The 21,568-nt window shown below is 44.1% G+C and carries 20 protein-coding genes; all 20 read left to right on the top strand.

The window, feature by feature from the left end; genetic code table 11:
- Position 1 precedes the first annotated feature (1 nt).
- The 20 genes from QF117_RS10675 to tssA all read left to right on the top strand — a co-directional run bounded on the left by QF117_RS10675 (position 2) and on the right by tssA (position 21,563).
- Positions 2 to 502 carry a phage major tail tube protein gene (locus QF117_RS10675; RefSeq protein WP_282385932.1) on the top strand — a complete coding sequence of 167 codons (501 nt, stop codon included), beginning with the start codon at positions 2 to 4 and terminating at the stop codon, positions 500 to 502.
- A gap of 2 nt (positions 503 to 504) precedes the next feature.
- Positions 505 to 816: a phage tail assembly protein gene (locus tag QF117_RS10680; RefSeq protein ID WP_282385930.1), complete on the top strand. Its 312-nt coding sequence runs from the start codon at positions 505 to 507 to the stop codon at positions 814 to 816.
- 108 nt (positions 817 to 924) lie between these two features.
- Complete coding sequence (locus QF117_RS10690; RefSeq protein ID WP_282385929.1) at positions 925 to 2,826, top strand: hypothetical protein; 1,902 nt, start codon at positions 925 to 927, stop codon at positions 2,824 to 2,826.
- Positions 2,823 to 3,221 carry a phage tail protein gene (locus QF117_RS10695; protein WP_282385928.1) on the top strand — a complete coding sequence of 133 codons (399 nt, stop codon included), beginning with the start codon at positions 2,823 to 2,825 and terminating at the stop codon, positions 3,219 to 3,221. The genes QF117_RS10690 and QF117_RS10695 overlap by 4 nt, the downstream gene beginning before the upstream one ends.
- Positions 3,214 to 3,429, top strand: coding sequence for a tail protein X (locus QF117_RS10700; RefSeq protein WP_282385927.1), 216 nt, complete (start codon positions 3,214 to 3,216; stop codon positions 3,427 to 3,429). Before QF117_RS10695 ends, QF117_RS10700 begins: the two co-directional genes overlap by 8 nt.
- A 3-nt stretch (positions 3,430 to 3,432) precedes the next feature.
- Positions 3,433 to 4,413 (top strand): contractile injection system protein, VgrG/Pvc8 family, encoded by a 981-nt coding sequence (locus tag QF117_RS10705; RefSeq protein WP_282385926.1) that lies wholly within the window; start codon positions 3,433 to 3,435, stop codon positions 4,411 to 4,413.
- Position 4,414: 1 nt separating this feature from the next.
- Positions 4,415 to 5,245: a peptidoglycan-binding protein gene (locus QF117_RS10710; protein ID WP_282385925.1), complete on the top strand. Its 831-nt coding sequence runs from the start codon at positions 4,415 to 4,417 to the stop codon at positions 5,243 to 5,245.
- A gap of 769 nt (positions 5,246 to 6,014) precedes the next feature.
- The gene (gene tssB / locus QF117_RS10715; RefSeq protein WP_282388920.1) at positions 6,015 to 6,512 is read left to right on the top strand and encodes a type VI secretion system contractile sheath small subunit; all 498 of its coding nucleotides are present in this window, start codon (positions 6,015 to 6,017) and stop codon (positions 6,510 to 6,512) included.
- Positions 6,513 to 6,560: 48 nt separating this feature from the next.
- A complete protein-coding gene (tssC, locus tag QF117_RS10720; protein WP_282389458.1) occupies positions 6,561 to 8,036 on the top strand; it encodes a type VI secretion system contractile sheath large subunit in 1,476 nt (491 codons plus the stop codon).
- Positions 8,037 to 8,042: 6 nt separating this feature from the next.
- Positions 8,043 to 8,480, top strand: a complete 438-nt coding sequence (tssE, locus tag QF117_RS10725) for a type VI secretion system baseplate subunit TssE (RefSeq protein ID WP_282388921.1) — start codon at positions 8,043 to 8,045, stop codon at positions 8,478 to 8,480.
- Between the two features lie 5 nt (positions 8,481 to 8,485).
- Positions 8,486 to 10,255: a type VI secretion system baseplate subunit TssF gene (tssF, locus tag QF117_RS10730; RefSeq protein ID WP_282388922.1), complete on the top strand. Its 1,770-nt coding sequence runs from the start codon at positions 8,486 to 8,488 to the stop codon at positions 10,253 to 10,255.
- The gene (gene tssG, locus QF117_RS10735; protein WP_282388924.1) at positions 10,219 to 11,235 is read left to right on the top strand and encodes a type VI secretion system baseplate subunit TssG; all 1,017 of its coding nucleotides are present in this window, start codon (positions 10,219 to 10,221) and stop codon (positions 11,233 to 11,235) included. The genes tssF and tssG overlap by 37 nt, the downstream gene beginning before the upstream one ends.
- 2 nt (positions 11,236 to 11,237) lie before the next feature.
- A complete protein-coding gene (tagH, locus tag QF117_RS10740; protein ID WP_282388926.1) occupies positions 11,238 to 12,704 on the top strand; it encodes a type VI secretion system-associated FHA domain protein TagH in 1,467 nt (488 codons plus the stop codon).
- A 2-nt stretch (positions 12,705 to 12,706) separates the two neighbouring features.
- On the top strand, positions 12,707 to 13,186 hold the full coding sequence (tssJ, locus tag QF117_RS10745) for a type VI secretion system lipoprotein TssJ (RefSeq protein ID WP_282388928.1): 480 nt from the start codon (positions 12,707 to 12,709) through the stop codon (positions 13,184 to 13,186).
- A 5-nt stretch (positions 13,187 to 13,191) separates the two neighbouring features.
- Positions 13,192 to 14,526 (top strand): type VI secretion system baseplate subunit TssK, encoded by a 1,335-nt coding sequence (tssK, locus tag QF117_RS10750; protein WP_282388929.1) that lies wholly within the window; start codon positions 13,192 to 13,194, stop codon positions 14,524 to 14,526.
- Between the two features lie 2 nt (positions 14,527 to 14,528).
- Positions 14,529 to 15,302, top strand: coding sequence for a type IVB secretion system protein IcmH/DotU (icmH, locus tag QF117_RS10755; RefSeq protein WP_282388930.1), 774 nt, complete (start codon positions 14,529 to 14,531; stop codon positions 15,300 to 15,302).
- Between the two features lie 21 nt (positions 15,303 to 15,323).
- Positions 15,324 to 17,933 carry a type VI secretion system ATPase TssH gene (gene tssH / locus QF117_RS10760; protein WP_282388933.1) on the top strand — a complete coding sequence of 870 codons (2,610 nt, stop codon included), beginning with the start codon at positions 15,324 to 15,326 and terminating at the stop codon, positions 17,931 to 17,933.
- The gene (locus QF117_RS10765; protein WP_282389459.1) at positions 17,930 to 19,516 is read left to right on the top strand and encodes a sigma-54 dependent transcriptional regulator; all 1,587 of its coding nucleotides are present in this window, start codon (positions 17,930 to 17,932) and stop codon (positions 19,514 to 19,516) included. Before tssH ends, QF117_RS10765 begins: the two co-directional genes overlap by 4 nt.
- Positions 19,513 to 20,151 carry a type VI secretion system-associated protein VasI gene (gene vasI, locus QF117_RS10770; protein WP_282388934.1) on the top strand — a complete coding sequence of 213 codons (639 nt, stop codon included), beginning with the start codon at positions 19,513 to 19,515 and terminating at the stop codon, positions 20,149 to 20,151. Before QF117_RS10765 ends, vasI begins: the two co-directional genes overlap by 4 nt.
- Before the next feature lie 2 nt (positions 20,152 to 20,153).
- Entirely contained in the window at positions 20,154 to 21,563 is a 1,410-nt protein-coding gene (gene tssA, locus QF117_RS10775; protein WP_282388935.1) for a type VI secretion system protein TssA, read from the top strand.
- Positions 21,564 to 21,568 lie beyond the last annotated feature (5 nt).

A 21,568-nucleotide genomic window follows, 5' to 3' on the forward strand; every position in this document is an offset into this window, starting at 1 on the left:
CATGGCCAAAGTATTACGAGACATCAACGTATTTGCTGGAGAAACCTCTTTCTTTGGCAAGGCATCAGAAGTGACCCTGCCCAATATTGAGTGGGCAACCGAAACCTTCAACACCGCTGGTATGGCGATGGAAACCGAAGAGATTTTAAGACTTTTAGCGATGAACCTTGAAATGACCTTTCGTGACCCATGCCCAAAGATGGTCGGTTACGTGGGTAACCCTGCCGCGAGCGAGGAGCCTATCACCATTCGTGGTGCGGTGACAGAAAAAGGGACGACGCAAAAAATCGAAATTAAAGCCAACGGCACATGGAAGAGTATGGAGCCTTCCACTTTTACCGCCGGTGGCGCTGAATACACCAACAAATTTATCGTTAACCTGGATTTTTACGCCTACTACATTGACAACAAAGAAACGTTTTATGTCAGCAATGAAACGGGCGTAGTTCGATCTAACGGTGTCGATATCACAAAGTCAATTCGTGACGCATTAGGAGTTTAACTATGCCACAACTAGAAAAACGCACCGTGCCGTTTACGTATCCGGTCAACGGCATGAAAGAAGTCACTTTACGCAAGCCATTAGGTGGGGATTATCGTGGTCTTTCTTTCAAGGCACTCGATAATTTAGATATGGATGAGGTGTTTGAACTACTGACTCGCATCTCACCTCTAACGAAAGCCGAATTGGATGAAGTGCATCCCTGTGACATTCGTAAACTGTGCGAGGCGTTAACGCTTTTTTTCTCAGAGGACTTGCCACAAGTCTCAGCGTTTCTGATGGAAGAATCGACATCGTCACCCCAGAGCGAATAGAAGAGTGGTACGCAGATATTGCCACGATTTTCCATTGGTCCCCTAGTGAAATGGACCGAATGTCACTAGGGGAAATTTACGATTGGCAGCAACGAGCGAAGGCTAGATATGAGCAACTTAACAGCGAGCATGGTGCTTAAACTCACAAACCAAGCGTCTACCCCACTGAAACAAGCTGCTAAAGACACCAACTCTTTCAATGTTCAAGTCTCCAGTACGAATAGCGCATTAACAAAACTCAATGCCACATCAAGCAAGATGACGCTTTTTCAAGAGATGAAAAAGCGCTCTCTTGATACTAATCGAGCGATTGAATCTCAGCAGCAAACCCTTAACCGATTAGCAAAAGAAATCAAGTCAACAGACAAGCCAACCAAAGCACTGACCAAAAGCTTCGAAGTGGCACGCACGCGAATGGTGGCACTAAAGAAAGTCCAGCAAGAGCAACGCCAAAGCTTGCAACAAACTCGCTCAGAATTAGTGCGCTCAGGCATCGACACCAAAAAGCTCACAGCCGAACAAAAGCACCTACAGCGCCAGGCATCTACCGTAAACAGCACTCTCAAAGCCCAGCAATATCAACTTAAGCTCCAACAAGGTAGAGCCACGATTGCCGCAAAACAGCAAAAAGCTTATAACCAGGCTTTGGGAGAAACAAAAGCTGGGTTAATGACAGTCCAAAAATGGGGTGTCAGAGCCGCAGGAGCGGCCTCCCTTGCCAGTGTCGGCGTGTTTAAACTGACCAATAACTTAGCTTCTAGTCTCGACTCTGCTCAAAAGCACGCCGACAAACTTGGCTTATCGGTGACCGCAGTACAAGAACTTGACTACGCCGCAAAGCGCAGCGGCCTTTCGATTGAGCAGACACGCATGGCCATGCAGCGGTCAACACGTCGTATCTCGGAAGCGGCCAATGGTACAGGTGAAGCCGTTGCAGCGTTAAATGAGCTAGGGCTCAGTGCGACCTATCTAAATTCATTAAAGCCCGACGAACAACTCCACTCCATCGCTGATGCCATGGCCGGGGTTGAAAAACCTTCAGACAGAGTTCGCTTAGCCATGAAACTATTCGATTCTGAAGGGGTTGCCATGGTCAATATGCTCAAAGATGGTTCGAAAGGCTTACAACAACTACGAGAAGACGCCAAACGTACAGGTAATGTCTTTGACGAAAAGAGCGCAAGACAAGCCGAAGAATATAACGATCGCCTGTTAGACGTCACCACAACGTTTGCAGGCATGAAAAATCAATTGCTCATTCAATTACTGCCGACCTTTACGTCTGTATTTACTCGCGTTACAAGCTGGGTCTCTGAAAACCAAGCGACTATCACGCTATGGGGAACCAGAGTTGCAGGAAGCATTGCCTGGGTAGCCGATAATGCAGACACTCTCGGCTATGTGATTGCTGGCCTTGGTGCAGTGAAAGTGGTCGGTGGCTTACTCACCTTAACCACAGGCGTGATACGTTTTGGTCAATCACTGATGACAGTGATCACCTTAGGCAAAGGACTGGCCGTGGGATTGACCGCCATTGCCGCTGCCAACCCGATTGGCTTGATGGTGGCCGGGGGCGCAGCACTGGTCACGTTGGGCGTGACCTTATACAAGAAGTGGGAGCCTGCACGAAAGCTATTTGATGCGATTGGAAGTACGGTGATGTCTTTACTTAAGGGCATCGCCAAGGTGTCTGGTTTGAGCTGGTTATGGAATAAAGTCACCGGTTCAAGCAGCGAGACCAATACTCAGAAAAGCTCAGAAGTCGAGCCGTACAACTATCATATTGGTGGGCAAGCCCCCCAAACGAACACTTACACCTCTTATAAACCCGTAACCAGCAACCGCAAACACGTCGACATCAGCATCGATGTAGCTGCTCCTGTTATCCCTATCACGATAGAAAACGGGGATGAGCACGAAGTACGTAGAGTTGTAAGGCAAGAATTAGAGCGTTACAAGCGCGAGATGAACGACCAACTCACCTCACGCTTAGGAGACATTTCATTATGAGCGATATTATGTTGCAACTGGGCGACTTTCCTTTTTCGGTGTCAACGGCTCAATATCAGCAACTCGTGAGACGTACACAGTTTCGCTGGGGTAAGCGCCAGCGTCATATGTTAAAGAGTACTGCGCAATTTCTAGGAGCAGAAGCAGACAGTATCACGCTCAATGGTACGTTCTATCCCAAGGTAACGGCTGACTTGAATCTGATGCCAACACTGCGCGAGCAAGGCAAAGACGGCAAGCCTTTTCTGCTTGTCAGCGGCAATCAAAAGTATGGCCAGTTTCATGGCTCCTGGTTCCTGGAAACATTGGAAGAAACGAATACCTATTTTCTTCGTGATGGCACACCCAGAAAAATTGAGTTCAATCTCTCTATCTCGGAGCTGCCTGATGAATAACGTATATATCACCACTGAGGCCGTGTGTTTGGATTGGATAGTGTACAAGCATTATGGCTATCGAGAGGGAGCACTGGAGACGGTACTGAAAGATGAACGTAATCGCCACTTAGCCGAGTACGGTCCAGTGTTACCCGTTGACGTGAAGGTCTATCTTCCTGATATGCCAGCCTCATCCACCCATTCCACCGTACAGCTCTTAGGCTAAATCATGGAAAAAGCATTCTTTAGGATCCTGCATCAAGGCAAGGACGTAACACCCAATTGGCAACCGTATTTAGTCTCGCTCACTATCACTGATGAACGTGGTCGCCACTCAGACAAATGCGTGCTCGTTCTCGATGACAGCAAACAAAACCTTGCACTCATTGACACCGGAAGTTGGCTTGATGTTTACCTTGGGTATGAGCATGATTTACGGCCTTTTGGCACTTACCAATGCAATAAAATCGACCTAGACGAGTTAGCTGGCACGTACACTGTCACAGCGCAAGCGGCTGACTTTAAACAAAGTCTCATGGCCCCCAATGATGCGACTTATGGCCCAACAACATTAGACGCTTTAACGCGCATTGTGGCAGAGCGTCATGGTTACATCGCTAAAGTGCACCCTGACCTAATCAACGCCTCTATCCCTCACATTGACCAGGTGAGTGAGTCTGACATGGCAATGCTGATACGCGTAGCCAAAGAGCATGACGCACTTGTCAAGCCGCTGGCCGGTCACTTAATCGTTAAGCCAGCCGCCATCGCTAAAACATTAAATAATAACGACACCTACCACCTAAAGTTAGATAGGCAATCAAAAAGCGACTTTACTTGTACCTTGAGTATTCAAGAGCGTCAAAACTACAACAGCGTAGTCGCGCATTGGTATGACGAGACCACTCAAAGCAGGCAAAGCGTTCATGCTGGTAACGGTGAGCCGATTTACACCCTTTCTGGCAACTTTGGTGATGAAGTTGCAGCGTTGAATCATGCCAAAGGAAAGCTTGCACAACTTGGCAGGCAAAAAGCCACATTGACGCTCAACTTACCAGGAACGCCAGATCTCGTCTCAGAGAGCTCGGTTTCAATCAAGAATCATCGCGAGGGCTATAATGGCGATTGGGATGCAGAATCTGTCACTCATCAGATTGGGGCTGAGAACGTATTCACTACTACTGCAACTGCAACCCCAAAGGAGAAATAACATGCCTTGCCAATGCACCCCATTTTCAAAAAAAGCCTATTTAAACCGCTGTGCTGCGCTTTTATTTAAAGGTAAGCTCAACAATACCCAACGCACGGCTTTGCTCCTATTTTCCGCTTTAGCGATGTTAAAACGAAATGTCTTAAGCGAGAATTTTCCTATCAGTTATTTGGCTTATGTCCTTGCCACGGTCTATCACGAAACGGCTTACACCATGAAACCTATCGAAGAGTACGGCAAGGGTAAAGGGCGACCTTACGGAGAGCCCAACCCAGAAACGGGACAGACGTATTATGGACGTGGCTACGTACAAATCACCTGGCTTGAGAATTACGCTAAAGCCATAGATGTCGTGCGAGATATGAATACCTTAGAGCGAGGCCACATTGACTTTGTTCAGGTTCCTGACTTAGCACTATCAGCCGCTAACAGCGCTCAAATCACGATGAGTGGTATGATTGATGGATGGTTCACAGGACGCAAGATGAGTGATTATCTGGATTCACCTGAGCCAGATTACATTAACGCTAGACGCATCATTAACGGAACAGACAAAGCCATTGAAATTGCCGCTCATAGCATGGCCTTTGAGCAAGCAATTCGATTAGCAACTGGAGAGTCTATAGAGCGTCGAACCATCCAGTACGGCATAAAAAACTGCAACGACACACGTGAGCTACAAATACTTCTAGGTGTAACCGTCGATGGTGCGTTTGGTAATAAGACAAAACAAGCACTGATATCACTTCAACGAAGATTGCACTTAGTAGGTGATGGTATTTGTGGCTCAGCAACGTGGTCAACAATAGATCGAGAGATTTACAATAAGTAGTCAACAGACAATTTAAGTCAGTTTGAATGAGCATTAAACAGGTATTTAAAAGGAGGACAACGAGTCCTCCTTCTTTGTGATAATTTCATTAAAAATAATTCCCAGAATTAAGTGTTAATTTAGGTGAAATTTTTTCTCAAAACTAAGTGTCAATCGTTCGCAAAATAAATGTCGCGCTACAACAGAAACAGTTAAACCATGTTTACAAACAGATAATCAACCATTTGATGCTAGATAAACCTGTCGTCACTGGATACTCACTCGGCTGTGGCGTATTTAAACCTGAAGTCAAACCCTGCTAATTACCCTGCTATTCACTTACATAAAAAGAATCCAGTTTATTCTGTTGAACGTCAGATAGCGTGATTTGATAACCGACATTCGCGTCAAACAAACAACATTTTTATCCAAGCCGTGGCATAGCGAAGATTCGTTTTATCATTATGTTGAATGAGATGGCTTACCGCGTTGGTGGAAGCCTTTTCTAAAGTCGACAGGTATCTTGTGTAGGTAGATGCCCGTCACTTCATATCCAACGCCCTTCCAACGCAACTCCCCACACATCAGCAATCAAAGTTTGCAATATTAGTTTTACTCAAGAAACAAGAATTCACACACGACCTGCGTGGTATTCATTCAAAAAAACAATAATTCATACATGGATTGCGTGATATTCAGCCAATAAATCAAGATATGCAATTCATATGGTACGCAAGTTGATTTATAAAGCGGTCAATAATCAGTCTATTTAACACAGTGAGATTTTTACATGTCCAAAGAAGGAAGCGTTGCACCAAAAGAACGGATCAATATTAAATATATTCCAGCTACGGGCGATGCCCAAGCTGAAGTTGAATTGCCGCTAAAAACCTTAGTCGTAGGTGACTTTAAAGGCTACACCGAAGATACGCCCCTTGATGAACGCAGTACTGTTTCAGTTGACAAAAACAATTTTGAATCAGTGATGCGAGAAAGTGAACTTAGTCTGATTACTTCTGTTTCAAACAAGTTAAACGATGATAAAGATACTGAGCTTCCAGTAGAACTGAACTTTAAATCTCTTGCTGACTTCACACCAGACTCTATTGCTAACCAAATCCCTGAACTCAATAAATTAATTGAATTACGTGAAGCACTTGTTGCCCTGAAAGGGCCTTTAGGGAATATCCCGGCGTTTCGTGAACGTTTACAAGATCTACTGCACTCTCAAGAGTCTCGCGACAAATTACTTCAAGAGCTTAGTCTTGTTAGTGAAGAGCCAAAATAGAATCTCAGATTAACAAACAACATTTGCATTTAATGGATTAGGAAATACCTGATGTCGACAGAAACGGTACAAGAAAGACCTCAGCTAGCTGAAGGCGGCTTACTCGATGAAATCATGGCACAAACGAAAATTGCGCCCAATGAAGAAGGCTATGACATTGCCAAAAAAGGCGTCGCTGCGTTTATTGAGAACCTCATCGGCTCACAACAAACAGATGAAGCTGTGAATAAATCTCTCGTCGATCAAATGTTAGTGGAGCTAGATAAGAAAATCAGCGCTCAAATGGACGAGATTCTCCATGATGAAAAATTCCAAGAAATGGAGTCGTCATGGCGTGGACTAAAGCTATTGGTTGACCGCACCGATTTTGATGAGAACAATAAAATTGATCTTCTTCACGTAACCAAAGAAGAGCTACTCGAAGATTTTGAATTTGCGCCAGAAACAACGCAATCAGGTCTATATAAACATGTTTACTCGTCAGGTTACGGCCAATTTGGTGGTGAGCCAACCGGTGCTATCGTGGGTAACTTTAGCTTTACACCATCAACACCTGACTTGAAGCTATTACAGTATATGGCTTCACTTGGTGCGATGGCTCATGCGCCCTTTATCTCAAGTGTTGGCCCAGAGTTTTTCAGTATTGATTCTTTTGAAGAGCTGCCCAACATTAAAGACGTGAAATCCATTTTTGAAAGCCCTAAATACACTAAATGGCGTTCACTTCGAGAGTCCGAAGATGCCCGTTACCTTGGTTTGACGGCTCCACGCTTCCTATTACGTGTACCTTACGACCCAACAGAAAGTCCAATTAAATCATTTAACTACACCGAGAATGTCGCGAGTTCCCATGACCATTACCTTTGGGGTAATACGGCTTTCGCATTCGCAACTCGTTTGACGGATAGCTTTGCTAAGTACCGTTGGTGCCCAAACATCATCGGCCCTCAAAGTGGTGGCGCAGTAGAAGATCTCCCTGTTCATGTCTTCGAATCAATGGGCGCGTTACAAGCAAAAATCCCAACAGAAGTACTTGTCACTGACCGTAAAGAGTTTGAATTAGCAGAAGAAGGCTTTATCGCTTTAACCATGCGAAAAGGAAGCGATAATGCTGCATTCTTCTCTGCGAACTCCATCCAAAAACCGAAGATTTTCCCGAACACCAAAGAAGGGAAAGAAGCAGAGACTAATTACAAATTGGCAACTCAACTTCCTTACATGATGATCATTAACCGTTTAGCTCACTACATTAAAGTACTGCAACGCGAACAAATTGGCTCATGGAAAGAACGTCAAGATTTAGAGCGTGAGTTGAATACTTGGATCAAGCAATTTGTTGCTGACCAAGAGAATCCACCGGCTGATGTTCGAAGTCGTCGTCCATTGCGAGCAGCAAAGGTTGAAGTGGCTGACGTTGAAGGTAACCCCGGTTGGTATCAAGTTGCTCTTTCTGTCCGCCCTCACTTCAAATACATGGGGGCAAACTTTGAATTATCACTGGTTGGTCGCTTAGATCAGGCTTAATTATTTATGACGTACTTCGCTCCAGAAGAAAGTACATTTGGTGTTGGCTTCTTTGAGCGCTTAGAAGCTAACACCAAGAATGTGTCTTTAACTCAAGGTCCAGAATTCAAAGATGTCCTCAACTCAATTAAAGGCAATATTTCGAATATCTTAAACTCACGCACAGGTGGCTCACAAAGCGCTCCGAGCTTAGGGCTAATTGATTTCAACGATGCCACGCTAGACACCTTAGATTTATCGCTAAAGATCAAGTTATCAATTCAAGACTGTTTACGCCATTTTGAGCCGAGACTCAAGGATATCAAAGTGATTGCTGAAACGGACAATCTCAGTCCATTCTCGCTGCAGTTTCGCATCACAGCACAAATAAATAGTGATGCCATTCACGATCAGGTTTACATCCGCTTACTTTTAGATCAGAACAGACAATATCGAGTAATTTAGGGATTATGATTCAAGACAAGTATTTCAGAGAAGAGCTCGCATTTCTCAAAGAGCAAGGGCGTGAATTTACCGAGATTCACCCACAACTCTCACGTTTCTTGCACGGTAGAACAATGGACCCTGACGTTGAAAGACTACTTGAGGGTTTTGCATTTCTAACCGCACGCTTACGAGAAAAAGTCGAGGATGAATTCCCTGAGCTCACACACTCTATGATCAATATGCTCTGGCCCAATTACCTAAGGCCAATCCCAAGTATGACGATTTTGGCTTTTACGCCAAATAAAAGTGTGAGTGAAAAACAGATAATAAATAAAGGAACGCAAGTCGATAGTAAGTCGATTTTTGGTACAAAATGCCACTTTAGTACTTGCCGCAATGTTGACCTTTACCCGTTAATCTGCACGGATGTAAAAGCGCAACATACTCGCGAAGCGACAACGATAAACCTTTGCCTTAAAATGCTAGGTGACACAACGGTAGGCAATACGGGGCTTGATAGTCTTCGCTTTTATCTTGGTGGGGATAAATACAGTTCGCAGATGATTTATTTGTGGCTCAATCACTATCTAGACAAGGTGACTGTTGACGTTAATAGCACTCAATTTCCACTTAATAAAGGCTGTTTTAAAACCGTTGGTTTTGACAGTGGTGACGCTCTACTCCCTTACCCAACCAACGTTTATGCAGGGTATCGTGTTTTACAGGAATACTTGTCCTTCCCTGAAGCGTTTCACTTTTTTGATTTGGCCGGTCTTGATAGGGTAATTCCGAAAAATGTCGCTGGGGAGCTTTCAATACAATTGCATTTTTCAAAGACACTACCAGCCGATGTTCGAGTTCAGAAAGATAACTTCCAGTTGTATTGCACACCGATCATCAATTTATTTGAGCACGATGCGGACCCTATCGCGCTGTCTGGTCGCCAATCTGAATATCGTATTACTCCGTCGAGTCGTTACCCCTCTCATTATGAAGTGTTCAAAATTGAGTCGGTAACGGGATGGCAAGCTTCAACAAATGAAGGTAAACGAGTTCGGGGCACTAAGCGTGTCTACTCATCATTTGAAAGCTTTCAGCACGAAGTTGAAAGAGCGCGTAATCGTAAGGCTCTTTACTATCGTTCTCGAGTTAGAGAAAGCATTCGTGATGATGGCTTTGATTCTTTTATTTCGTTCATCCGCAGTGATGAGACGGTCTCATTCGATGTAGATGAAGCCATTTCAATTAAGCTCAGTTGTACTAACCGTTTGTTGCCACTTGAACTTGGCGTTGGTGATATTTGTGAGCCTACCGATACATCTCCCCCGTTCGCCACCTTTTCCAACCTATCGATACCCTCACAATCGCTACGCCCAGTGTTAGATGGAAGTCTGTTGTGGACGTTGATTTCCAACTTGTCACTCAATTACTTGTCACTGCTATCGAAAGATGCACTCAGCAGTGTGCTGCGTGCTTACGACTTTCGAGCTCTGGTCGATCGCCAAGCCGAACGAATATCGAGGCAACGACTTGATGCGATACAAAAAATTGAATCCAAGCCAATTGATAAAATTCTACATGGACTTCCAGTCAGAGGGTTGCAATCTACCTTGCACATCGACCAATCAGGTTTTGGCTCAGAAGGTGACTTATACCTATTTGGTACAGTATTGAGTCATTTCTTTGCTTTATACGCAAGTATTAACTCATTTCATGAACTTCATGTGTTCAACACGACGAATCAAGAGAGGTATACATGGAGCACTCAGACCGGGATGCAACCACTCATTTAGCAAATAAGTTGGGTCAAACCGTTGAGGCTTCCATGTTGCCGCAAAACGTTTATGACTATAACTTCTATCAGCTTGTTGAGTTGTTGCTAAAGTTGTTCGAATTAAATCCAGAAGATGATGATTGGGAGCGCCAGTGCCAACTCGTTTTTAGTGGCAATACCAGTCTCGGTTTTTCGACGTCTGATGTCAGTCGCCTCGACAAACATGATGAGCGCCTAGTGATGTTGACGAATTTTTTTGGTGTATCAGGTGCGCAGTCACCACTACCGGGATTTGTCGTTGAGCAATTACTTAATGAAGCTCCGGGGGGCTTTAAACAACCATTTTTCGATTTTTTTAATAATCGATTAATTAATCTGGTGTACCGAATTTGGCGCAAGTATCGCTACTTTGTGCGTTTTCAACCGGATGCACAAGATGACTTTTCCACTCAACTGTTGTCATTGGTTGGCCTCGGCTCTCCCGATTTACGCGGTGATACACCCATCAACTGGTGCAAAATGTTGGCTTATTCTGGCACCTTGGCAGGACGAAGTCGCTCTCCGCAAGTCGTCTCTGGGATCATCGCCCACTGTTTTGATTTGGATGACGTCGAAATTCGCCAATGGACAAGGCGCAAAGTGTTGATTGACCCTACCCAACAAACCACCTTGGGCAAAGCGAATGCACAACTAGGGATGACCAGCATAGTGGGAGAATCAGTTATTGACTGCAACGGGAAATTTACGATTTGTATTCGCCAATTATCACAAAAAAAATATTCTGATTTTTTACCATCAGGTCAAGAGTTTGAACCACTGTGTAAGTTGGTTGAATTTATTTTACGTGAGCAAATAGCATACGACTTAGAACTAACGATGACTGACACCGAAGCGCTTAATGTCATATTGGGCGAACAACCCGGGGTCGCGCTCGGTTGGACGTCTTTCCTTGGCAACAACTCACAAAACAAACGTGTATTAATACAAGTAAGGCCATAACAATGAATACTTCGGCTCTACCGAATTTAACCCTGTTGGTCAGTAACGCACAGCGATTGGAATCGGGCCTTTCTGCGACGAAAAAGTGGGATACCTCCGGAGGTATCATCGGCTCAGGCTCACATTGTCAATGGCTTCTTAAAGACGCCTATGACCAAATTAAAAGCGAGCACTGTGAAGTCTTGGTGATTGATGGTGCTTTTTGTCTTCGAGATTTAAGTGGCGACACATTTATCAATGGAACCGACATGCCCGTTGGTAAAGGGGGAATGGTTAAACTCGTCCATAAAGACCACATCCATATCGGTCCTTATGATTTGCGAGTGGTGTTCGGTGATGATGAAGACAATACCACAGGGTCATTGACTCAATTATTTGCGCATATATCCCCAGATCTGCTTGCCGATAACATACACAACGACGAACTAAAAGATGAGCAAGAGAGTGAAATGAGCACAGAGCCGTTAGCTGCTCTTGATGAATTGATACTCGATAATGAAAAAGAATCATTACTAGTTAGTGAGCCTGCCGCTATGAATAAAGAGGGTGAGAAATACTCTATTGTTCCGGGTGGCGATTTAACACTACAGACACCTAAGTCTACTGTTCAAACCGACAGTGAAAATGAAATGAGTTCATCAATGTCGCTGAAACGCATTCTAAACTTTGGCAAAAAAGTAATAAAGTCAAACAAAAAACCAGCACAACAACCCAATATAAAACAAGATAAACAGCTTAAACGACAACAAATAACTCACGACAACGTTTCAGGGGGCCTCCAGATGGACGAGCAAACTTTAGATTTGCTAGAGGAAGAAGTAGCAAAAAGTATTCAACCAGAACAACGTGCAAACAGTAACCAAGCCACGACAGGGGGGCACCTCTTAACGGGTCCTATGCTCAATGGTTTAGGTGTACAAGTCGACCAAACAGATGATATTGAACGAATGCATATGCTCTCTCACGAGATGGGAGAATCATTACAAGCGTGCATCAAAGGGTTACTCGATTTACATCAACAGGCCTACAGTGGTCATTTTGATACTTTAAACCGTAACTTACAACCCATTGAAGATAACCCATTACGCCTAGGTCTGTCTTACCAAGAGACAATTAAAACTTTATACGACGTAGAGAAGAGCTCGGTACATTTATCGGCACCTTCAGCCATTGCTGAAAGCTTACGTAATGTACAGGCGCATAATGAAGCGATGCAACACGCAACGGGTGAGGCGTTAAACCAGATCCTAGATGCCTTCTCACCACAAGTTCTGCAGCGTCGTTTCCAGAACTACAAACGCTCTCACCAAGAAAAAGTTCAAGATACTGATGCTTGGGCATGGAAGATGTACTGCAACTATTACCAAGAGCTGACCTCACACCGTCAAAAGGGCTTTGAAAAGTTGTTTTGGGAGGTTTTCGAACAATCATATGACAAAAAAATTCGCGAGAAGCAACGGGAGTTTTAATCGTGAGACATCGGTTATGGATGAGCTTTCTGACTTTACTCCTTAGTGCGTGTAGTAGTGAGCCTGAACGATACGATCCAACGTTATTACCCACCAAAGTGACATTCAGTATTGTCGCGCGTGATGAGGTCAACCCAAATATTGGGGGACAGGCATCCCCTGTGGAAATACAAGTGTTTGAACTGGTGGATGATTCGATGTTTATGTCATCAAGTTATGACCAGTTAAAAACGGATGATAAGAAGGCTCTGAAAAGTAATTTTGTCAAAAACTATGACTACGTCTTAATGCCAGGGCAATTTAAATTCGTTAATCCAATAGAAATCAATACGGAAACGAACTACATCGGCATCATGGCACACTTTTCTGACATTGAGCTTAGTGAATGGAAAAAAGCAATCAAAGTACAGAACAAAGGCAGGGAGTATCACCTTTTGATACTTCTCGATGAATATGACGTTACGTTGGATAAGGTGGAATAAACAAGATGTTTTCACGCAATCGTGTTATTTGGAATGAAGGCTTATTCATTAAGCCGCAGCACTTCCAACAACAGCAAAGATACACTGAATATTATATTGATGAGCGTATGAGCTCTGTTAGTCGTTATTTGTATGGTCTGTCCGAGTTTTCATTAAACCCTGAATACCTCTCTTTCGGTCGTATAGCCATTGAACGGGCTGTTGGCATTATGCCTGACGGCACTGCGTTTCGTATTCCTCAAGAAGATATTTTGCCTGATGCACTGGAGATCAACGATGCGTCGCTTGCTAACCAATTAGTGTATCTAGCAATCCCGTTACGCAGCGAATCGTTAATGGAGGTGAACTGGCCAGAAACGCGTGGAACAGGACGCTACGAAAGCCGTCGTCTTGAAGTTCGTGATGTGCATACTGTTCAAGGTGATATGAGCACTATTGATGTATCACCGATGCGTATTCAATTAATGTTAGAGAAAGAAGATCGTAGTGCATATGCCTCGATGGCTGTGGCCCGTATTTTAGAAAAGCGCCCTGACGGGAGCGTAGTCATGGAGCCCGATTTTATACCGTGTCATCACAATGTTGTCGGTCATTTCGCTCTGCACCGTTGTGTGAGTGAAATTGCAGGCTTGATGCATGAACGTGCAAAGAACATTGCTCAACGTATTAGCTCTCCTTCTCAAGGAGGGGTCGCTGATGTATCTGATTTTATGTTGCTGCAAGCATTAAACCGTTTACAACCACAGATGCAACATTTAGCTGAGCTACGTAGCCTCCACCCTGAGCGCCTCTTTGAATGCCTATCAACGGTGGCCGGAGAATTGGCAACCTTTGCTGATGAAAGTCGTTTACCTCCAACAATAACCAGCTATAACCATGATAAACCGACAAGATCCTTCAAGCCTTTGCTTCGAAATATCCGTCAATATCTCAGTGTGGTACTGGAACCCAAAGCCGTGTCTATCCAGCTAGATAAACGTAAATACGGCTTGATGGTAGCACCAGTCCAAGACCCACAACTTATAGAAAGTGCTGAATTTATTATTGCAGTCAAAGCGCGCATGCCAATGGACGAGTTGCGTCGCCTATTTACTCAACAAACTAAAGTATCGTCAGTTGAGAAAATCCGTGAGCTTATTTCTGTACAACTGCCTGGTATCCCCTTAATTGCACTGCCAGTCGCCCCACGTCAGCTGCCTTATCACGCTGGCTATACGTATTACCAACTGGATAAAACCAGCAATGCGTGGAATACGCTTCAGCACTCGAGTGGTTTCGCTTTCCACATCGCAGCAGCATTTGAAGATCTCGACCTTCAATTTTGGGCCATCAGGAATTAACCATGAATACAGTTAAAAAAACAGGTCAATACAGTCAGTTACTTTTTGATGATGTAGAAAGAATCAATCATGACCAAGATCACTGGTTTCAACTGCGTGGTAATTTACATAACCCATTAATTGATGCGGCGACCCCGTTACTTGGTTTGGCCTTACGCGCTCGTCAGTTAACAGAGTGTGACAACATAGAAGCGATCTACAAACAAACTATTGAAGAGATTAAGACCATAGAACTCGAGCTCACGGAACTAGGTTATGAGCACGCGCTGTTAATGGCATACCGCTATATTTTGTGCGCTTTTTTGGATGAATCTATCATGGGGACATCATGGGGGGCGTCAACAATGTGGGCTGAACACTCCATGTTATCGCGTTTTCACAATGAAACTTGGGGAGGTGAAAAGGTATTTACCATTCTTAAGCGTATTGAAGGCGACCCTGAACATTACAAACCGTTGCTTGAATTCATATATCAATGTTTGGTACTTGGCTTTGAAGGCAAATACCGAGTGATTGAGTCAGGGACACTTGATCGTGAAAAAATTATCAATCAATTGTACAAATTACTCAACAAAGACCATGAAAAAAACGACACTCACCTCACAAAAGTCATTGAGCATGTCGCTCATTCGCAGTTCACATTGAGTAAACAGATCCCGTTGTGGTCGATATTTGCCAGCTTTATTGTGCTGTGGGTTGGCGTGTTTCTCGGTTACAGCTACTTACTCCACGTCAAAACTAATGACGTAATCGAACAACTTAATCAAATTTTATAATCATTAAGCTAGGTGTTTACCGTGATACGTATTGAACTGCCCACTCTTATTGCTAAATTAAACCAACAGAGCAAACTTGCCCTTGAGCAAGCAGCGTCTGTTTGTATTGAACGCTTGCATAGTGAAATTACTTTTGAACACTACCTTAGTGTCTTGTTAGACAATCCACTTTCTGATGTGCGTACCATCTTTAAGCAATTCAACATCCCTGTCGATGAAGTTAAACAAACGATTGTAACCGGTTTTACTCGTGAACAAGGGCTTGATAGCTACCCAGCATTCTCACCGTTATTAGTCGAACTACTTCAAGAAGCATGGCTACTCTCGACGACAGAATGGGATCAAACTGAGCTACGCTCTGGGGTTATTCTATTCGCAGCACTAACTCGCTCCGATCGTTACATGGATCAAAAATTGGGGTGCGCTCTCGACAGGATTAATCGCGAAAGCTTAAAAAAACATTTTGACATGATTGTCGCAGGCTCATCAGAAACACAAGTTGAACAAACAGAACGGGGGGATAAAGCACTAACACGAGAAGATAATGATGTTTCCATCTTAGCTAAATTTTGCAACAACGTGACCGAGCAAGCTCGCCAAAAAGAACTCGACCCAGTGTTATGCCGTGAGAACGAAATCAACCTTATGATTGATATCTTGTGTCGTCGCCGCAAAAACAACCCGATCGTCGTCGGTGATGCAGGGGTTGGCAAAAGCGCGATGATTGAAGGATTAGCTCTGCGTGTGGTTGCTGGTACCGTACCATTACAACTTCAAGGGGTTGAGCTTTACTCACTCGATTTAGGGTTACTGCAAGCTGGTGCGTCCGTAAAAGGTGAATTCGAAAAACGATTAAAAGGTGTTATTGATGCAATTAAGCACTCACCGAAGCCAATCATCTTGTTTATTGATGAAGCGCACACCTTAATTGGAGCAGGGAACCAAGAAGGAAACGGGGATGCGGCAAACTTGCTTAAACCTGCTCTGGCTCGAGGTGAATTAAGCACTATCGCCGCAACAACGTGGAAAGAATACAAAAAGTACTTTGAGAAAGATCCTGCATTAACACGTCGTTTTCAAGTGGTCAAACTCAATGAGCCAAGTGTCGAGCAAGCGATCGATATTTTGCGAGGATTGAACCCTGTCTATGAAAAGACTCACAATGTTTTAATCACCGATGATGCGTTGAAAGCGGCGGCTGAATTGTCAGTACGTTACCTCTCTGGCAGACAACTACCTGACAAGGCGATCGACGTACTCGACACGGCCTGTGCTCGTATTGCGATCAATTTGACCTCGCCCCCAAAACGTATAGCCTTAATTGAGACAGCGTGTCATCAACGTCAACTCGAAATCGATATGTTAGAGCGTGCTCAGTTGCTTGGTAAAAATGTTGACCATGAGCGTTTAGAAGTGCTTAAAGTTCAAGAAGCTGAAGATGAGCAAGAGCGTGTTCAATTGACTTCTAAATGGCAACAACAAAAAGAATGGGTTGAAGAAATTATAGAGCTTCGAGCCTCGCTTGCAAGCGAACAACCCGTACTAATACCAATCAAACAACGCGAAGATATTGTGGCAGCGATCCGCCATAAATATCAACAACTCGAAGCGATCCCACACACTGAACGCCTTATCCATCCACAAGTCGACACACAGCAAATTGCCGAGGTAATCGCTGATTGGACCGGTGTCCCCGTTGACCAAATGAACAATGACGAATTACATAAAATCACCCACCTAACGAGCATATTGGGTGAATCAATTAAGGGGCAAGGTATTGCGATTGAGCGTATCCATCGCCACCTTCTAACAGCACGTGCCGACTTACGCCGCCCAGGTAGGCCAAAAGGGGCTTTCTTGCTCGTTGGCCCGAGTGGTGTCGGAAAAACCGAAACAGTGGTTCAATTGGCTGAGCACTTGTATGGAGGTAAGCAGTTCCTAAGTACGATCAACATGTCAGAGTATCAAGAGAAGCATACCGTTTCACGTTTAATCGGCTCTCCTCCAGGTTATGTTGGCTATGGAGAAGGCGGTATATTAACAGAGGCGATTCGTAAAATGCCTTATTCAGTGGTGTTGCTTGATGAGGTTGAAAAAGCACATCCAGAGGTTCTAAATCTTTTCTATCAAGCCTTTGATAAAGGTGAACTTGCCGATGGCGAAGGGCGAATCATCGACTGTCAGAACATCGTATTTTTCCTGACCTCGAACTTAGGCTTTCAGACAATCGTCGATTACACAGATAAAGTAGATCAGCTAGATGATGCGCTCTATCCCGAGTTGGCCGCTTTCTTCAAACCAGCGTTATTAGCAAGGATGGAGATCGTTCCGTATAAGCCATTAAACAAGGAAGTACTTGAGTCCATCGTCCGTTATAAGCTATCGCGCTTAGAGATACTCTTTAATGAGCGCTACGCGGCAGAAGTCGTCATTGAAGATTCATTGATTGATGAAATTTTATCGCGTGCGACTCGCGCAGAAAATGGCGCTCGTATGTTAGAAGCGATTATTGAAGGTCAATTACTGCCGCCAATTTCTCTGGCTTTATTGAATAAACTTTCTGAGCAGCAATCTGTGGCGCGCATCTATCTTGCAGCAGAAAATGGCCAGTTTATCGGTGAGGTTGAATAGTGCGTTCTAACTGGTTAGCGCAAGTCACTGAGCTTATTGGCATTAAAAGTAAGAGTGAACTAATCGCTCGATTTGTCGATATTATTATCGAAGAGTTAAGCTTGTCGAACTGCATGATATTAACACTAAACTCTGAGGGGCGTCGCCTCATCCCGCATGAGAAGAAGATTAACGTTTCATGGGGCGTTGATGATCTCAGCAACCCATTTTCTCATGTCTTGCAAAATGCAGTGCCAATGACTCTCTCTTCGGATGATCTCTTATTTTGGCAATCGGACCGCGATTTTACTGAGCTTGTATCTGATGTGGGGATGTTTGAAAGCGTAAGTATTCATCCATTACCGATGCATTCCAAACAAGTGGCGATGGTGTTGTATATGTTAGGCGATCACAATGCGCTCACCCAAGTTTTTTTAAGCCAAAATTGCATCAAGTTCGTTAATGTGTTCACCAAACAATGGCAACTGCTAGAAGAGATGGATCGTAAGCAGCATGATAAGAACGTGCTATCTGAATCACTCAATGAAATGCAACGCGATACCAAACTACGTAATATAGCCGACAAATTGTCTCAATCATTAGTTGGCGAAAGTAATGTAATGCAAAGGCTTCGCCAACAAATTGTCAGTGCCGCTGAATCTCAACTATCGATCATGATACAAGGCGATACTGGCACAGGCAAAGAATTGGTAGCACAAGCCATTCACCGTATTTCTAGTGGCAATGAGAAACCATTAGTTGCTATTAACTGTGCAGCCATTCCAGAAAGCCTACTTGAAAGCGAGCTCTTTGGTTACTGCAAGGGCGCATTTTCTGGCGCAGAATCGAATCACAAAGGTCTGATTGCTCAAGCCGATGGGGGGACACTCTTCCTTGATGAGATTGGCGATATGCCGATTTCGCTACAAGCCAAACTCCTGCGCGTTCTCGAAACAAAGCAGTTTCGACCTATTGGTGCCAAAGAAGAGCTAAGCTCTGAGTTTCGCCTAGTCTCAGCAACACACGTCAACTTACTGGCACAAGTTCGTAATAAACAATTTCGTCAGGATTTGTATTACCGCCTCCTCCAGTACCCGCTGACTCTACCACTCTTGTCTGAACGCCTTGAGGATATTGCGCCGTTAAGCCAGCACTTTGTTCATCAATTCAATCAACAACACGGGACTAACATTCGCGGTTTGCACTATCGCGCTTTGGATTGTTTAAAACAATACTCCTTCCCAGGTAATGTTCGTGAGTTAAAGTCTTTGGTGGAATTTGGCTGTGCTCAATGCCTTAATGCATCGGAAGTGGGTGAGGACTGTCTCACTCATCGTATAACGGGCATGAATGTTGACCTACATGATCCAGCAATGCATCACTGCGCCCAGCCAACTCTTATCAGCGAGCCATCAACCACACTGGTTCATGAGAACATCTCGACTATCAATAATTTAAAACAAGCAATGAATGAATATGAAAAGCAGCTTATTTGTAAGCGACTGGAAACATTCTCCGGAGATCGGACTAAAGCTGCGAAAAGTTTAGGGATCCCTAAACGCACACTCGCCTATAAATGTCAAAAATTGGAGATAAAAACATGAAAAAAGTCTCTATTTACCTCCTAACACTCTGGCTAAATGGTTGGCTATTTAGCCCCTTGGTAATTGCCAACGATTCAACACCATCGCAACTTGCTCTCGCTCAACAGTGCACAACCGTCAGTAAGCGATTAGAGCGATTACGTTGTTTTGATCAAGCGATGGGCACACAGGTACAACAAACTACTCACTCTATGAATAGCGACAAACCACAAGCTTGGCGTACTGCGTTCACCAGTGCGCTAAAAGCTCAACCAATTAACGTTAATGAGAGACATAATGGTGATGCTTGGTTAACCTTATCAATGCCTCAAACATATGAGTCACCTTCCCCTGTACTGATGATGAGTTGCATAAATAAGATAAGTCGCATTGAACTTGCGCTTCCCATAGCACTGGAAGCAGCACGACTCGAGATGTCAGTCGCGTCTGGACCTAAACAGTATTGGCGCAGTGATGATATTGGAGTGTTGTTCTCATCTGCACGAGGACTACCTGCAATTTCAATGATGAAAGCGATGCTTAAAAGTCCACGGTTGACGCTGCGTTCTAACTCATCATTAGTTGACGGATTGCAGTTTGACGCAACTGACTTAGATAGCGCTCTTATCCCATTACGACAACAGTGTGGGTGGTAACGATGGATATTACTCAATATCGAACCTGTATCATTCGTCCAATCAGCAAGGAATCGCCAGTTGGAGAACGGTTATTAGAAGATCCACTGTTTGATTTTGTAGAAGAGCAAATGATGAAAGTCGGCTCTTTATCTCACGCTCATGTGCAATGGGAAGAGGTTGAGCATAGCACTGTCACTTTACTTAATGATAAAAGTAAAGACATTAAACTTCTGGTTTATCTTTTACAATGTCTTCACCATCAACTTTCTCCCAAACGCTTTATCACTTCTTTTGGTGTTATGAGCGATTTCATTGCCCACTATTGGCAAGATTCTTTTCCCGCACCAGGAAAACGAGGCAACTTGCCGAGACGAAAATTCTTCAGTCAAATCGCTCAACGATTTGCCATGGCGGCAGAAAAGTTTGATTTCAACGCACTCGATAGCCTAGAGCAAAATGAGTTGCAACAAGCGGTACAAGAATGGCAATCGGTCATTGAAACGAACAAATTGTCATCAGATGTCACAGAGTCGGTGGCAGTAACGATTATTAATCGACTAAAAAGCATTCAAGAGCGTCAAAACATTACGCAATCCAAACCGCAAGAGCGAACGGCTCCGACAACAAGTACTTCAACACCATCCTCTTCATTGGTTATAGATAACTCGAGCGATAAAGCAGCAAAGCATACGTTACTGAACGTTGCAGAATACCTATCTGAACAAGAGTTCTCAGGTGCATTGGCGATTCGTGTGCGCCGTCATGCGTTGTGGGGGGGGATCACAACGCTTCCTGATCATGATCATCAAGGACAAACCTTACTAAGAGGAATGCAACCTGAGCGAGTAAAAGAGTATCAAGACCAGTCATCACATCAACCTAACCTCGCATTATGGAGGCGTCTGGAGCAGAGTTTGACTATCGCACCTTATTGGTTTGAAGGACAACTGATGAGTTACGGTATTGCAAAAACATTAGGTCTAGAAGATTGGTGCAAAGCGATTGTTGAGGAAACTCAGAGTTTTATTGAACGTTTCCCGACCGTAGTGGAACTTAAATTTAAAGGGGGAGCCCCCTTTATTAGTGATGCCGTTCGAGACTGGCTCACTACGGAACAAGGTTGTGTTGCGGGCGCAGCACCTGGCTCTGTGCACTGGCAAGAAAAGCGCACTGAAGCCTTTAGCTTAGCTAATGAGGGCGGCCTAGCGGTAGCTATGTCGATGCTTAATGAAGGGTTAGTCGCTGCAATCGAGCCACGCGATCGTTTTTACTGGCGCTTATTAAGTGCTGACTTACTTAAACATCATCATTTAGAGGCTATGGCTAAAGAGCAATATCAGACCTTAAAAAAAGAAATCACACAGACGAGCGTCACCGATTGGGAGCCGTCACTTGTCGAACAACTAGAACAAAATACAACGTCAGATTAAGCAAA

The sequence above is a fragment of the Vibrio sp. YMD68 genome, assembly GCF_029958905.1.
Classification (GTDB): domain Bacteria; phylum Pseudomonadota; class Gammaproteobacteria; order Enterobacterales; family Vibrionaceae; genus Vibrio.

Excerpts from the sequence above, each read along its gene's own strand:
- tssK (WP_282388929.1), top strand. The coding sequence starts at position 13,192 with ATGTTTTCACGCAATCGTGTTATTTGGAATGAAGGCTTATTCATTAAG.
- QF117_RS10695 (WP_282385928.1), top strand. The coding sequence starts at position 2,823 with ATGAGCGATATTATGTTGCAACTGGGCGACTTTCCTTTTTCGGTGTCA.
- QF117_RS10700 (WP_282385927.1), top strand. The coding sequence starts at position 3,214 with ATGAATAACGTATATATCACCACTGAGGCCGTGTGTTTGGATTGGATA.
- QF117_RS10710 (WP_282385925.1), top strand. The coding sequence starts at position 4,415 with ATGCCTTGCCAATGCACCCCATTTTCAAAAAAAGCCTATTTAAACCGC.
- QF117_RS10705 (WP_282385926.1), top strand. The coding sequence starts at position 3,433 with ATGGAAAAAGCATTCTTTAGGATCCTGCATCAAGGCAAGGACGTAACA.
- QF117_RS10680 (WP_282385930.1), top strand. The coding sequence starts at position 505 with ATGCCACAACTAGAAAAACGCACCGTGCCGTTTACGTATCCGGTCAAC.
- QF117_RS10690 (WP_282385929.1), top strand. The coding sequence starts at position 925 with ATGAGCAACTTAACAGCGAGCATGGTGCTTAAACTCACAAACCAAGCG.
- tssE (WP_282388921.1), top strand. The coding sequence starts at position 8,043 with ATGACGTACTTCGCTCCAGAAGAAAGTACATTTGGTGTTGGCTTCTTT.
- vasI (WP_282388934.1), top strand. The coding sequence starts at position 19,513 with ATGAAAAAAGTCTCTATTTACCTCCTAACACTCTGGCTAAATGGTTGG.
- tagH (WP_282388926.1), top strand. The coding sequence starts at position 11,238 with ATGAATACTTCGGCTCTACCGAATTTAACCCTGTTGGTCAGTAACGCA.
- icmH (WP_282388930.1), top strand. The coding sequence starts at position 14,529 with ATGAATACAGTTAAAAAAACAGGTCAATACAGTCAGTTACTTTTTGAT.
- tssG (WP_282388924.1), top strand. The coding sequence starts at position 10,219 with ATGGAGCACTCAGACCGGGATGCAACCACTCATTTAGCAAATAAGTTG.
- tssB (WP_282388920.1), top strand. The coding sequence starts at position 6,015 with ATGTCCAAAGAAGGAAGCGTTGCACCAAAAGAACGGATCAATATTAAA.
- QF117_RS10675 (WP_282385932.1), top strand. The coding sequence starts at position 2 with ATGGCCAAAGTATTACGAGACATCAACGTATTTGCTGGAGAAACCTCT.
- tssF (WP_282388922.1), top strand. The coding sequence starts at position 8,486 with ATGATTCAAGACAAGTATTTCAGAGAAGAGCTCGCATTTCTCAAAGAG.
- tssA (WP_282388935.1), top strand. The coding sequence starts at position 20,154 with ATGGATATTACTCAATATCGAACCTGTATCATTCGTCCAATCAGCAAG.